Annotated in this window: 16 protein-coding genes, 1 tRNA gene and 4 pseudogenes; 12 read left to right on the plus strand and 9 right to left on the minus strand. The window is 46.4% G+C overall.

Annotated elements, in window-relative coordinates:
* Positions 1 to 155 precede the first annotated feature (155 nt).
* Positions 156 to 633 (plus strand): annotated as a pseudogene (locus JCM11216_RS08555) (PaREP1 family protein).
* Between the two features lie 10 nt (positions 634 to 643).
* On the opposite strand, the gene JCM11216_RS08560 reads toward JCM11216_RS08555, so the two are convergent.
* Positions 644 to 720: transfer RNA gene (locus JCM11216_RS08560), tRNA-Ala, on the minus strand.
* Positions 721 to 745: 25 nt separating this feature from the next.
* Positions 746 to 1,471 (minus strand): GNAT family N-acetyltransferase, encoded by a 726-nt coding sequence (locus JCM11216_RS08565; protein ID WP_054853952.1) that lies wholly within the window; start codon positions 1,469 to 1,471, stop codon positions 746 to 748.
* 187 nt (positions 1,472 to 1,658) lie between these two features.
* On the opposite strand from JCM11216_RS08565, the gene JCM11216_RS08570 reads away from it, so the two are divergent.
* Positions 1,659 to 2,681, plus strand: a complete 1,023-nt coding sequence (locus tag JCM11216_RS08570; RefSeq protein WP_243675826.1) for a Clp1/GlmU family protein — start codon at positions 1,659 to 1,661, stop codon at positions 2,679 to 2,681.
* Here JCM11216_RS08570 and JCM11216_RS18210 read toward each other — a convergent pair.
* The 3 genes and pseudogenes from JCM11216_RS18210 to JCM11216_RS18220 form a co-directional block, all read right to left on the minus strand.
* Positions 2,678 to 2,815, minus strand: coding sequence for a hypothetical protein (locus tag JCM11216_RS18210; protein ID WP_243675827.1), 138 nt, complete (start codon positions 2,813 to 2,815; stop codon positions 2,678 to 2,680). The two genes, JCM11216_RS08570 and JCM11216_RS18210, sit on opposite strands and share 4 nt — an antisense overlap.
* 17 nt (positions 2,816 to 2,832) lie before the next feature.
* A complete protein-coding gene (locus JCM11216_RS18215; RefSeq protein WP_243675869.1) occupies positions 2,833 to 3,108 on the minus strand; it encodes an MOFRL family protein in 276 nt (91 codons plus the stop codon).
* 207 nt (positions 3,109 to 3,315) lie between these two features.
* Positions 3,316 to 3,869 (minus strand): annotated as a pseudogene (locus tag JCM11216_RS18220) (glycerate-2-kinase family protein); the annotation flags it as partial.
* Between the two features lie 176 nt (positions 3,870 to 4,045).
* Here JCM11216_RS18220 and JCM11216_RS08580 point away from each other — a divergent pair.
* From JCM11216_RS08580 to JCM11216_RS08590, 6 genes are all read left to right on the plus strand, one after another.
* Complete coding sequence (locus JCM11216_RS08580) at positions 4,046 to 4,669, plus strand: haloacid dehalogenase (protein ID WP_054853953.1); 624 nt, start codon at positions 4,046 to 4,048, stop codon at positions 4,667 to 4,669.
* Between the two features lie 275 nt (positions 4,670 to 4,944).
* A complete protein-coding gene (locus JCM11216_RS18225; protein WP_243675870.1) occupies positions 4,945 to 6,021 on the plus strand; it encodes an APC family permease in 1,077 nt (358 codons plus the stop codon).
* Complete coding sequence (locus JCM11216_RS18230; RefSeq protein WP_243675828.1) at positions 6,009 to 6,311, plus strand: hypothetical protein; 303 nt, start codon at positions 6,009 to 6,011, stop codon at positions 6,309 to 6,311. Before JCM11216_RS18225 ends, JCM11216_RS18230 begins: the two co-directional genes overlap by 13 nt.
* On the plus strand, positions 6,283 to 6,549 hold the full coding sequence (locus tag JCM11216_RS18235) for a hypothetical protein (RefSeq protein ID WP_243675829.1): 267 nt from the start codon (positions 6,283 to 6,285) through the stop codon (positions 6,547 to 6,549). The genes JCM11216_RS18230 and JCM11216_RS18235 overlap by 29 nt, the downstream gene beginning before the upstream one ends.
* A 64-nt stretch (positions 6,550 to 6,613) precedes the next feature.
* Positions 6,614 to 6,772, plus strand: coding sequence for a hypothetical protein (locus JCM11216_RS18240; protein ID WP_243675830.1), 159 nt, complete (start codon positions 6,614 to 6,616; stop codon positions 6,770 to 6,772).
* Positions 6,773 to 6,824: 52 nt separating this feature from the next.
* Positions 6,825 to 7,418, plus strand: coding sequence for a SagB/ThcOx family dehydrogenase (locus tag JCM11216_RS08590; protein WP_054853954.1), 594 nt, complete (start codon positions 6,825 to 6,827; stop codon positions 7,416 to 7,418).
* A gap of 23 nt (positions 7,419 to 7,441) precedes the next feature.
* Here the strand turns inward: JCM11216_RS08590 and JCM11216_RS18245 are convergent, their stop codons facing one another.
* Together JCM11216_RS18245 and JCM11216_RS18250 are read right to left on the minus strand one after the other, a co-directional pair.
* Positions 7,442 to 7,648, minus strand: a complete 207-nt coding sequence (locus JCM11216_RS18245) for a hypothetical protein (RefSeq protein WP_243675831.1) — start codon at positions 7,646 to 7,648, stop codon at positions 7,442 to 7,444.
* Positions 7,645 to 7,890, minus strand: coding sequence for a DUF2258 domain-containing protein (locus tag JCM11216_RS18250; protein WP_243675832.1), 246 nt, complete (start codon positions 7,888 to 7,890; stop codon positions 7,645 to 7,647). Before JCM11216_RS18250 ends, JCM11216_RS18245 begins: the two co-directional genes overlap by 4 nt.
* A gap of 119 nt (positions 7,891 to 8,009) precedes the next feature.
* Here JCM11216_RS18250 and JCM11216_RS08600 point away from each other — a divergent pair, with 119 nt between their 5' ends.
* Genes JCM11216_RS08600 through JCM11216_RS18260 form a run of 3 tightly spaced genes read left to right on the plus strand, consistent with a single transcriptional unit; the run spans position 8,010 to position 8,763 of the window.
* Positions 8,010 to 8,282: a DUF211 domain-containing protein gene (locus JCM11216_RS08600; protein WP_243666457.1), complete on the plus strand. Its 273-nt coding sequence runs from the start codon at positions 8,010 to 8,012 to the stop codon at positions 8,280 to 8,282.
* 2 nt (positions 8,283 to 8,284) lie between these two features.
* The gene (locus tag JCM11216_RS18255) at positions 8,285 to 8,542 is read left to right on the plus strand and encodes a hypothetical protein (RefSeq protein WP_243675833.1); all 258 of its coding nucleotides are present in this window, start codon (positions 8,285 to 8,287) and stop codon (positions 8,540 to 8,542) included.
* Between the two features lie 23 nt (positions 8,543 to 8,565).
* Positions 8,566 to 8,763, plus strand: coding sequence for a hypothetical protein (locus tag JCM11216_RS18260; RefSeq protein WP_243675834.1), 198 nt, complete (start codon positions 8,566 to 8,568; stop codon positions 8,761 to 8,763).
* A gap of 26 nt (positions 8,764 to 8,789) precedes the next feature.
* Here JCM11216_RS18260 and JCM11216_RS08610 read toward each other — a convergent pair.
* Positions 8,790 to 9,208: pseudogene (locus JCM11216_RS08610) on the minus strand (Trm112 family protein).
* A gap of 57 nt (positions 9,209 to 9,265) precedes the next feature.
* Positions 9,266 to 11,034 (minus strand): annotated as a pseudogene (locus JCM11216_RS08615) (succinate dehydrogenase/fumarate reductase flavoprotein subunit).
* Positions 11,035 to 11,143: 109 nt separating this feature from the next.
* Between JCM11216_RS08615 and JCM11216_RS08620 the strand changes: the two are divergent.
* Positions 11,144 to 12,145: a hypothetical protein gene (locus JCM11216_RS08620; RefSeq protein WP_054853955.1), complete on the plus strand. Its 1,002-nt coding sequence runs from the start codon at positions 11,144 to 11,146 to the stop codon at positions 12,143 to 12,145.
* The last annotated feature ends 3 nt before the right edge of the window (positions 12,146 to 12,148 follow it).

Consider the following 12,148-nt stretch of genomic DNA (forward strand, 5'->3'; position numbering starts at 1 on the left):
CGTAACTGATGCCAGGAATAACATTGTAATAGATATACTGGCCCAGAAGAGGCTTTTGTCGCGATAATTCATAAAAGCTATTCGATGGAAACTGATGGATGTACTGCCCATTCAGGAGGAGGATTTATATACTTATGGCCTTTATGATTTAATGAATGAGTAATATTGATGAATTAATCAGGAAGTTAATGAGTAAGGGAGTAAACGTGGCCGATTTATTACTTGACGCCTTAAGTATTCAAGACCCTGAGGAGAGCATGAGGGAGAGAATGAGCATTGCGGAGAAGTACTTGAACGAGGCCAGGGAGTACATTAATAAGGGTGATGCTGTTCAGGCCAGTGAGAAGCTTTACAAGGCTGCCGAGGAGGTTATCAAGGCATTAGTCGAGAAATATAAAATACCCGAGTACCAAGAGTTTATGAGAGGGTAGGTGGCACACGTACTTGCTCGGCATGGCTAGTAAGACACTGGCGAAGGAACTCGGTTATTGGGTACTTGATGGCTGGAATGCCGCATATGACCTACACGTATGGGGGGGATTCCACGAGAGGAAATACACGATTGAGTACGTAAAGGTAAGCATGGCTAAAATAGAGGAGATGGTTAGGGAGGCTAGGAGGATAGTCTCGTGAGTATTGATTGTGGTGGACCGGCCGGGATTTGAACCCGGGATCTCCCGCGTGCAAGGCGGGCATCCTTCCAGGCTAGACTACCGGCCCAAGGGAAAGCCGAGAACCAAGAAATTTAAGCTTTTGCCTGTGCTTGGTCTAGTTCCTTCTCGTAGACTATGAACCTGCCGTAGTAATTCTCGAAATCACCATTCTCCGTGGCCAATACCTCGGTTTTAGTGGGTATTGTCGGTGGTCCTACCGAGAATTCGCCAAGGCCTATGCCCTTGCCGATGTACACTTCGTCTATCATGGTCATTACGAAATCCTCAGTTGCCCTCGTACACATCCAGTGCTTCTTCGTGGTGCAGAAATAACCATTGGTTCTTCCCAACGCATTCCTGATTACCTCCCGCATTGCCTCTCCACGGATTGTACTTACCTGGCTTGGTCTTGCCACGCCTGTGAATAGGGTCAGCACCTCGTGGAATCCCAGGGACTTTGCTAAGCGTTGGCTTGGTTCATTCCAATCGGCGATCATTAACATCGCATACTTGATACCGTTTTTCACGGCCTCGCCAAGTACGTACTCCGTTAATGCCCTACCAATGCCCATCCGCCTATAGCTGGGGTGAATTCTGATTCCCTCGAGCCATGCCGTGCTCATTTCCCTGATCAATACCATGTTCACTACGCCTACCACTCTGTCCTTGATAATTGCGACGTAGGCCGTGCCCTCACTAATCCATTCATTAATAGCTTTAGGTACGTAATCGCCCCCCCATTGAAACGTATTCCTAGTGAACCCTATTACCTGCTCTGCATCGCTCGGTATCGCCCTCCGTATCGCCAACTCGTTCATTACAGCCGTAAATGTTGAATACTGTTATTTTTGCCTTTCTTCACTTGCAATAAAGCACTTAAACGCATCTATGGCTTACTCCCCGTGGGCTCCTTAACACTGAGTTTTAGTGATGGTACTTTAATCGTGGAGGGCCCCCGCCACAGTAAATGTGGTCAATGGGCAATGTGAGGTGTTGGGTTGCCCCGTGAGCGGTTCCCTAAATGTTGAGAGGTTTAGGGCATTGCCCATATTTGCCAGGGGGGGCTCATGCACGTTATCCGTTAATGGGGGCTCGGTTAGGTATGTTGATGGTAGTACAATACCGAGTGATTGGGATGGAATTAGTCTCGAGGGTATTGCCTTGATCGTGGGTGACATTGATTCCGGCAAGACCACGTTAACAACGTACCTATTGAATAAGCACGTGGTTGGTGGTTTAAGTACATGCGTCGTGGATGCCGATGTCGGTCAGTCATCAATAGGGCCTCCAGGCGTCATTGGGCTTTCATGCGTTGGACTACCAATACCAACATTGGAGGATCTTCACATGATGGGTGGGTTCTTCGTTGGTTGTAATAGCCCGTCACAATGCGTTGGTAGGTTTATCAGTGGTGTTAGCGCCATGGTTAGGGAGGCCTTTAGTAGGACGCCTGGTCTTGTGCTAATTGACATGCCTGGTTGGGTTGGGGGGGATGGGGGGGGTATTGAGTTGATTAGAAACGTGGTTGATGCAGTTGGCGTGGATTACGTCGTGTCCATAGGCATCAACCTACACCTGCGATCAGGCGTTAAGGTGATTAATGTTTCTAGGCCAAAGTACGTGAGGCCTAGGGCTCCGGACGAGAGGAGGTTTCTGAGGAATCAGGCCTTACGTAGGTACTTGAGTAATGAGTTAGTTAGTGTCAATATAGGGTTGGATAGGCTCATTGGAAATTCGGTGATTGAGTGCGTGGTTAATAATTGTGGTCATTACGTAATCGATAATGTAACCGAGGTCGCTAGGCATGGTGGCGTGGTTAAGGTACCGTCTAGGCTCTTTAGCAATATATTCATTGGCTTATTACGTAAGGGCTTCCTGGTGGGCTTTGGCGTGATTAAGGAATTCAATCTTAAGGAGGGTATAGCCAACGCCCTCGTCACCACTGATTACTTTGAGGAGGCGGTCATGGGTAGGCTACGTGTTGACCCGGAGAAGCTTGAGGAGATTGAACCATTTCCACTACTTTAATAGCCCGAGACGAGGATTGCCGTGACGATGTTTAGGTTACTGCCCGTCCACCCAGTACGTATTATGGTGTTTGTCCTTTCAAATATGACCGCGGTATTGTTATTACGTAACTCATTTACTGGGTCAATACCCAATTTAATGGCTTCATCGATTAGGTGCCATCGGCGACGCAGCCCGCCGCGTCCATGTTTCCGTCGATCCCGTCAGTTGCCATGGAAATCATGGAGACTCCATCAATGCCCCTCACCGATAATGCGAAACCAACGCACATCTCTGTCGTTCTACCACCTCTACCATTACCCACCACCGTAACCGTCGGCTCACCACCAGATAGGATTAGGCCACGCCGGATTGGGACACCCCTAAACCTGGCCTCTAGGGCTATACTCGCCAAGTACCTACCAACCTCCCTGGCCTCCCCATCCATCCTAGACGTTAGTATTAAGGATTCCATACCAAGTGACTTTGCGTAATTTGCCAAGTCCGTGAGCACGTCCATATTACTCGCAATCACGTAATTCCACGTATTAACCAACTCCTTAGGCGTCTCCTCAACCATGCCCTTCAAACCCTGCTCAAGAACCTCCCTAACGGTGCTGGGTACCTTATCCCAAAGACCCCCCCTGTTCCTTAGTATGGTTATGGCATCCTTATACGTGGTTGGGTCGGGAACCGTTGGCCCGCTGGCAACCGTTGCCGGGTCATCGCCAGGTACATCACTTACTATTAACGTTATTACCCTACCGCCCCTCTTAATCACCTCCTTGGCCAGTCTCCCTCCCTTCGTCATTGATAGGTGCTTTCTCACGGTGTTTATCTCATGAATGGTAGCCCCCACTCCTCAGTAGCAGGTTATTTACCTCTTTAATGTCTTCAAGGCTCAGACCCTTTATGGGCACTTCGACCAGCTGAACCACCACCGCTTATTAGGAATAGTACATAATCACCACTCCTAACATTACTTAGTAAATCAAGTATCTTCGAGCCAGCATTAACACTCGCCTCAGTTGGTAATGGATGCGTTGACTCTAGAATCTTTATTTTTCGTAGGTTGCCCGGAGTTCCCTTGGGCACCACGGCAATGCCATCAATTATTTTGTCGTAAGCGGCATCCTCAATGGCCTTGGCCATTCCAATCGAGCCCTTGCCAATGGCTACTACATAGAAATTATCAATTTCATGTCCCATGATCCTTACCTTACCATTACTAATGCTAATGGCTTTTGAGGTTCTGAGATATAGGTCCGAGGACTTAAGGATAAGGCCTAGTAAATCGTTTAGTAAATCGCCACCAAATACGGGAAGTACCACGTGAATTATTAGTGGCAATTGATTTTTAAGGCTTGGGTTGATGCCATAACCGTATGATTGACACCGATGGATTAAGGGCAAGGTTGAGGGAGCTTGAGGAGGTTAAGGATGAGGTTATTGAGACTGGGGGGGTTAAGGTGAATAGGCTTTCTAAGTCTGTAATATACTCATTGATTAGGGATGATATTGAAACGGCGCGTAAATACATAAGGGAGATGCAAGGTCTCGTTAATAAACTCAGGGAGTTAATTACCAAGTACCCAATGTATTATAATAACGCAGTAATTAGTCTCCAGGAGTACGTTGAGGCCATGACGATGTGGTTCTTCATGACTGAGAACAGAATACCAAGCCCAGGCGAGTTAGGTGTCGATGCCGAGCCCTACGTAAACGGCATTGCCGACTTCACAGGCGAGCTCAGTAGAAAGGCTACCGAGGAGATGATTAGGAATAACCTAGACTTCGCGTTAAAGGCTAAGAGGGTGATGGAGGAGCTTTACCTGGATTTACTCAGTCTAGAGCCCAGGGATTACGAGATGAGGAAGAAGGTTGATTACGTGTCATCCAACATTAACTGGCTTAATGAAAAGATATTTTACAAGACATTAAATATTAAGGTGGTTCAGGAGCAATCATCGAAAAGTTCTAACGTAAATAATTCGCTGAGTAAGGCTTAAAAATTTTCTAAATTTTTCGATCTCGTGACCTCCCTTCACCGGAAATATAGGAAATGAACAAAGTTCTACAGTAAATACAGGTGTAAAGCTAAGAAAGGCACTGACGTTTTGGGACCTGCTCTTCCTATCAATATCGGGGGGGATGGTTGGTAGTGGCTGGTTGTTCGCAGCCTTAGCGGGTGCTGCCTATGCTGGCCCGGCATCGTTAATATCCTGGCTCCTAGCTGGGGGTATTCTTCATATTCATAGGCCTATCATATGCTGAGCTAGGTTCAATATTCCCATTCAGTGGTTCGCTTGTTCGTATTGACCACTACGTACACGGCTCAATCTCTAACTACCTGCTTGGTTGGGCGTATTTGATTGGTTCAGCCACCACGATATCCATGGAGGCCGAGGCAATAATAATGTACACAAATAAGTACTTACCGCTCTTTAGTACCGAGTCCGGCTACTTGACGCCGCTGGGCATTTTGACAGCAGCAGCATTAATAGGTGTTTTTACAGTGATACAGGTAATTGGCGTTAACGTATTCGGTAAGGTTAACACGGCAATAACCATTTGGAAGTTCATAATACCCACGGCCACGGTAATACTCCTAATAACCCTATATCTACACCCAGGTAATTTCACGGCATATGGAGGATTCGCACCGCTGGGTTGGGCGGCTGTCTTTACGGCATTAATCCCCCCCAGCGGCATTATTTGGGCTTATGAGGGATTTAGACAGGCCCTTGAGTATGCTGGTGAGGCCAGGAATCCAAGGCGTGACGTACCAATGGCTCTGGTTTTATCGATAATACTCGTGGCAATACTGTACATGGCATTGGAGATCGCGTTTATAGGAGGGATCGACTGGAGCAAGATATACTTGCCTAATAGTAAGGGTCAGTACGCAATCCCAATAAAGCCCGGTGATTGGAGTGACTTAATAAACTCCAATTGGGCAGGCTCACCATTCTACTCAGAGCTATACACGAGCGGCATCATAGTCCTAGTGCTGTGGGCCACGATACTACTGATTGATGCGTGGATCTCACCAGCGGGTACCATGGGTGTGTACATCGGCACGACAGCAAGGAGTCTCTACGGACTTTCAAGGCAGGGCTATTACCCAAGCATATTCGGTAATTTACATGAAAGATTCCAGACCCCGTGGTTCTCATTCCTAATTACTTACTTAATAGCCGTACTATTCCTACTGCCATTCCCAACCTGGTATCAAATAGTCAGTATATCGACAACGGCAACAATAATCAACTACCTGGCTGGTGGCCCAGCATTAGTCATATTAAGGAGGACTGCGCCAAATGTTGATAGGCCGTATAAGGCCCCCCGATGCCATTACTGATTGGGCTGCTGAGCTTTATAATGTCCTCAATGCTCGTTTATTGGACAGGCTGGCCTTACCTGGGCTATATATTTGTAATAACGGCCTTTGGCCTACCATTACTAATCCTAGGTTATAGAAAGGCCATTGGTATGGGCTATGGCGAGGCCGTGGTTTTCTCAGCGATTTTCTGGATTGCATTAATGGTGGTGATTTATTACGGATTCGTGGTCAGCGCACTGCCGTTTTACGGGTATTGGTCTGCGTTCGCATTAATATTGATTGGGGGGTGTTACGTATCTATACTATAGGTCGAGGGATGATTACGTTAGTAAGGAGGTTAAGGCGAGTACCTGGTTCATTGGCTATATGATTGTGTTTGGTGCTTTATCCTACATGGGCTCGCTGGGAATGGGTTACATTCAATACCCATGGGACTACCTAATTGCGTTGGTTGTATCAATAGTATTCTTCATAGTATCGGTGAGACAGGGATTTGAAACCAAGGAAATAAGGCAGGTTAAGGAGGGTAACCTGCCTATTGAGTAGTCATGTGATAACGTAACACCTAGGGTTTAAATCAAAATAATGAATACCTATTGTTGAATTCCTTATGTGCGAGGATGAGACGTTAAGGGATGTAATACCCAGTGAGGCTTTGTTTATGTTTAGGAAACTCATAGGTAAGGACGTTGGCGTTGCCTGCGACTTCCTAATGAGGCATTATAGGGATGAGTATTGGCCTAGGAGGACTGGCGTAATGCTCCATTGAGGAGGGTAAGGAGTAGTCATGTGATTAATTTGCCAAGTCCCAAGGCATAACGATGGATGTAAGCAACGCAATTACCATTAGAAGAAGTGCGGAGGATTTCATTGATGAGCCGATAAGCATTGATGACTTAGCAACAATACTGTTCTTAGGGCTGGGTATTACAGGCTGGACCCAGGCTTATGGGCTTGATAAGTACCCACTTCGTGCATACCCATCCGCGGGTGCTTTACAGCCCATTGAGGCTTACCCAGTGATTCATAATGTGACGGGGCTAAGGGAAGGGCTTTATCACTATGACCCATTCAACCACGCATTAGAAATCCTTAGGTTGGGTCGGTTTAATTCATTAATGGCTGACCTAGCCCTTGGACAGGACCACGTTAGTAGGGCGTCGGCGGTTGTCATACTCACGGCATTCTACTCACGAACACGCTGGAAATATTGGAAGAGGGCTTTGAGATACGTCCTTATTGACGCTGGCGCGGTCATGGAGAATATGTATATTGCGGCCACTGTTGGGGGGCTTGGTGTTAGGGCCGTGGGCGCCTTCTATGATGAGGAGTTGTGCAGGTTCCTTGGTATTGACTGTATTGAGGAGTTTCCCGTACTCCTAATGCTTATTGGTAAGGAGGCACGTGGTTTTTAATCAGGGGATGAACTATTTAATGCTCATATTGAGCCTATTATGCTCCTTATCTTCTCAATCTTCCTTTCCAACTCACCACATTTCTCATTAACAATCTTACTCACTTCATCCTCCGTGTATAATCTTTCAATCTTTAAATTAGAGAAATTAAGCCTATTTGCCTTTTGATCGTATGAAACCACGACGCTTATCCTCACGAGAGCCAGCTTATCGATGTTCCTCTTAATCATCTCTCATACACGGTCTTATTCAACTCCGCTATGTCCCTAAGTATAACGTCCTCGGGAACCATCTTCGAAAAAGCCGCGAATGCCGCACGCCTTAACTTATCCGCGAACCTAGCCGCTATTATGATGCCCGTCCTTAACTCAACGGTTAATGGTCCATGGAATATGAATCCACTGTATAGTTTTTCATATTCTGCGGCTCGTTCCTTATCTCGTTCTACGTCCTCACTTGGTTTCCAAGACATATTGCATTATTTAGTTGAGCTTCATTTAAAACTTATTTTCCAATGCTGGGTTAAATACTTAAGTAGGGGGGGATAAGCTCTATTTATTTTGATCTGAATTGGGCGGGTTACGTAGAGTTGTGCTTGATGTTGATATACCAAGTAGTGTCTCTACCGTGGAACTCGCAGATAGGTTGGGCAGGGTTAGTGGTGTTAAGGCTGTTAATGTCACCGTGACTGACACAGACGTCGAGGTTCTCGGCCTAGTTATCGTTATTGAGGGTGACAACATAAATTATGACGATGTTAAGAGGGTTATTGAGGACTTGGGCGGTGCAATTAGGAGTATTGACCAGGTGATTGTTGGCGAGTACATACTTGAGCTTAATCCTCAGTTACTTAAGGAGAGGTGAGTATGGTAAGTATTGACGGTAGGTACCTGGTGCTCGGTTTCCTGGATAGTGTCTTGACGACGCTCGTGTTAGGCGAGACCACGCGAAGTACTGTTAAATTAGTGATTATAGTTACGACGATAAATCTAGTAACGGCGTTCATGGCTGAGTATATCGAGGAAAGGAGCTCATTAAGCCATATCGAGAGAACGCTATTGATGAGGAGGGGGGGTTCATTATTGAGGACTAGCTACATAGGAGGGCCATATACGATGCATTAATTAAGGGCTTGGTATTTGGCGCCGTGTCGCTGCTGGGCGCCTCAGTTACGAATTATACGATGTACCTGGTTAGGGTGTTTTGGATACCCGTGATTCCGGTGATCATTCTTGGGGTTTTTGGTACATTAATGAGTAGGTACTTTAGGGGTAATGCCGTACTGTGGCTTACCCTCTATGTAATACTTGGTATTGTAATGTCGTTTATAGGGACCATTGTTTAATAATGGGCTGTAATTCATGATAATATTTATGATGATAAGTTAACTGGTTTGCCCTCCTTCAATATCCTATTTCCAAGCTCAGGATTCACCTTAACCAGTTGATCCTTAACCCTATCCAGGAATGCCTTATCCTCCTCCTTATTCCTGAGTTCGTCAGGTAGTAATATCGGTATTTCATCCTTTATTGGGTACCAGCGACCGCACTTGGGGCAGTACAATATGCCCTCGACGACCTCCCTCTTGATGCATTCATCGCAGGGTAGCTCCTGCGGGTTTGGGTAATTCTTTATGAAGACGTTCTTAAGTGCGCAGTACTCCTCACAAAACGGTCTCTTGTTCCACTCATACTTCGTTCAGGGTACTCCTTCTCCCTGAGCACTATTAATGTTAGTGGGAATGTCTTGTCGTATGGGCATGCCAATACATCCATTAACCTGTACTTCACGAGAAAGCCCTGTTAATACCCTTTAATTACTTTTACCTTTAGTGAATTTTGAGCGCCTCAGTACTTTCTCTCCTCGGGTTTCCATCTAGTTATGCGGACGGGCACGTAACTAAGCCTTGGACCATCAGTCGTGTAGAAGTACAGTGTGTGCTTCAACCAATTGGCATCGTCCCTCTTCGGATAATCAAGCCTGTAGTGAGCACCCCTCGACTCAGTCCTCGTTAATGCACCAACTATTATTAGCTCAGCCTGCTCAAGTAGGAAGTCAAGCTCAAGCACATCCCTAAGGTTCGTGTTGTAGTACCTGCCCTTATCCTCAATCCTCACATTCGGGAACCTCTCCCTCAATCTCTTTATTGTTGAATAGGCCTCCTCAAGCCCGCTCTTATCCCTGAATACGTAGACGTAGGTGTCCATTGTCCTATTCATCTCCTCCCTAATGGAGTACGGATTCTCGGCACCAACCTCCTTATGCAGTAACTTATCGAATATCCTACTCTCCTCATTGGCCACCTTCGTCGCTATGTCACCGCCATAATCAAGCATTGAGTCAGGGGCGGACATTGCATACCTAGCCGCGGCAGCGCCTGTTAACCTACCCCCCCATACGAGACACTCACTCAATGAGTTGCTACCTAGCCTGTTGGCTCCGTGAACACTGACGTTAGCGGCTTCACCGGCGGCCCACAGGTTTGGTACCCTGGTTTTGTCCTCATCAAGCATTACCTGGCCATATAAATCGACGTGTACGCCACCCATCATGTAGTGCATTGCTGGTCTAACGGGTATTGGCTCATCGACTGGGTCAATACCCAGCGTCTTAATCACTATCTCCCTAATCATAGGCAATCTCTTGTTTATTTTCTCCTCACCAAGGTGCCTTAAGTCCAGTAATACGTAACAGAGCCCAGACTCCTCATCCACAAAGCCCCCCCTACCCTGTAAGCACTCAGTAACTATTGACCTGCTAACTATATCCCTGGGTGCGAGCTCCATTCTACTTGGCGCGTAGTTCTTCATGAACCTCTCACCCTCCTTGTTAATTAGGTAGCCGCCCTCACCCCCCCTGGCGCCTTCCGTTATTAAAATGCCATTAGGTACTAGGCTGTTGGGTGGAATTGCGGAAACTCCATGTCCTTAAGCGGTATACCTGCTCTATAGGCCAGTGAGTAGCCATCGCCCGTTGATGACCAGGCCATTGTCGTGAACTTGTAAACCCTACCATTACCACCAGTTGCGATTATGCCTGCCTTGGCGAGAATTACCTTGAACTCTCCAGTCCTTAGGTCTATGGCGGTGACGCCCTTAAATACTCCGTGATCCATTAGTAATGACGTGACGAAGTGCTCATGGAGCATTTCTACATTATCAAACCTAAGCACGTTGTCGTATAGCGTACTCATCAGGAAGAAACCACTCTTATCCTGGGCAAACGTGGTTCTAGGGATGGACATGCCACCAAATGGCCTTTGAAGAATCCTGCCCTTCTCGTCCCTAGACCAAGGAACGCCTAGGTGATCCATGAATATGATCTCTTTCGGAGCCTCCTGAACTAGTAATTCAACTGCATCCTGGTCGGCCAGGAAGTCGCTGCCCTTGACAGTATCGTACGCGTGCAAATCAAGGCTATCACCTGTCTCCTTTGGATAAAGGACCGCACTTGCACCGCCCTCGGCGCTGACAGAGTGGCTTCTCATGGCATGGACCTTTGATAAGACTGCGATCCTTATTTTGCCCTGGGAAACCCTGGCTGCTTCAAATGCAGCCCTTAAGCCAGCTAGGCCGGAACCTATTATCACTAAATCGTACTTAAGTACCTCAACCATACTCTAGTTCGTTTTACATAGGTGATTTATATTTTCTTCCCCCCCTATTGAGGTTACTGACCTGGGATAAGCATTATTAATACCCTCCCCCCCAGTATGGCTTGCTTGAATGTCGTTTTTAAATGAAGAGGAGTTGGAGAGTAAGATTAAGGAATTGAACAATGAGATCCTTAGGATTAGGAGCGAGGTTGAGAACAAGGAGAGGGAGAGGGAGAGCCTTCGTAACGAGTTAAATAAGGTTAGGGAGGAGTTAAGTAGTGTGATTGGTCAGCTCAATAGTAAGAGGGCCGAGTTAAAGAACGTTAAGGATGAAATGGCTAGGTTGAGGAAGAGTAGGGACGATATAGTGAGTACATTAAAGCAGCTTAAGGAGAGGAGGCTTGAGCTTTTCCAGAAAATTAAGGAGTTAGTAGGTAGGGTAAAGAAATATAGGGAGTTGTTGAAGATGATTAATGATTTAGTTGGTGGTAAGCCTGTTGATAAGGAGAAATTGAAAGAATTAATAGATAAGCTTGAGTTTGAGCATGAGATCTCGCCCACAGACCCCCCCGAAAAGGAGTGGGAGTTCTTTAGGACTATACAGCGGTTAGAGAAGGAGTTGAATGCAGCTGAAATCCTCTCGAGAATTAGGGAATACATAAGCCGTGATTCTCAGGAGATTGAGAAGATGCGCAAGGAAAGGATGGAACTAGGCCAGCAAATGAGAAATCTCTATAGTAATGTCCTTGCTAATATCAAGACTCAGATACAGGAGCTTAAGAAGAGGAGGGAGTCCATTGTTAATGAATTAATTCAACTAAAGAGCAAGAGGGATTCGCTTAAAGCTCGGCGGGATGAGTTGAAGAAGGCGATATTGAGTAAGTCCGCAGAGATTAAGGAGTTGAGGTCTCGTTTAAGGGAATTAAACGATGAATTAAACAAGTACCAGCTATTGCTGGCCGCTGCGCGTAAATCAAAGAACCTAGCCATGAAGAAACAAGAGGAGATGAGGATTAAGGAGGAAATGAGAAAGAAGGCCGAAGAAGGACTTCAGAAATTAATGAAGGGCGAGAGAGTATCACTGAATGATTTATTAGGGCTGGGGGGGCTAGAGGAGGATAATGAGAAGTGAGCC

It is taken from the genome of Vulcanisaeta distributa JCM 11216, from assembly GCF_001315985.1.
In the GTDB taxonomy this organism is placed as follows: domain Archaea; phylum Thermoproteota; class Thermoprotei; order Thermoproteales; family Thermocladiaceae; genus Vulcanisaeta; species Vulcanisaeta distributa_E.

Coding starts and splice junctions, on each gene's coding strand:
- JCM11216_RS08590 (WP_054853954.1), top strand. CDS start 6,825: ATGGATGTAAGCAACGCAATTACCATTAGAAGAAGTGCGGAGGATTTC.
- JCM11216_RS18240 (WP_243675830.1), top strand. CDS start 6,614: ATGTGCGAGGATGAGACGTTAAGGGATGTAATACCCAGTGAGGCTTTG.
- JCM11216_RS18250 (WP_243675832.1), bottom strand. CDS start 7,890: ATGTCTTGGAAACCAAGTGAGGACGTAGAACGAGATAAGGAACGAGCC.
- JCM11216_RS08580 (WP_054853953.1), top strand. CDS start 4,046: ATGATTGACACCGATGGATTAAGGGCAAGGTTGAGGGAGCTTGAGGAG.
- JCM11216_RS18230 (WP_243675828.1), top strand. CDS start 6,009: ATGCCATTACTGATTGGGCTGCTGAGCTTTATAATGTCCTCAATGCTC.
- JCM11216_RS18215 (WP_243675869.1), bottom strand. CDS start 3,108: ATGGATGGGGAGGCCAGGGAGGTTGGTAGGTACTTGGCGAGTATAGCC.
- JCM11216_RS18255 (WP_243675833.1), top strand. CDS start 8,285: ATGGTAAGTATTGACGGTAGGTACCTGGTGCTCGGTTTCCTGGATAGT.
- JCM11216_RS08620 (WP_054853955.1), top strand. CDS start 11,144: ATGTCGTTTTTAAATGAAGAGGAGTTGGAGAGTAAGATTAAGGAATTG.
- JCM11216_RS18245 (WP_243675831.1), bottom strand. CDS start 7,648: ATGATTAAGAGGAACATCGATAAGCTGGCTCTCGTGAGGATAAGCGTC.
- JCM11216_RS08565 (WP_054853952.1), bottom strand. CDS start 1,471: ATGAACGAGTTGGCGATACGGAGGGCGATACCGAGCGATGCAGAGCAG.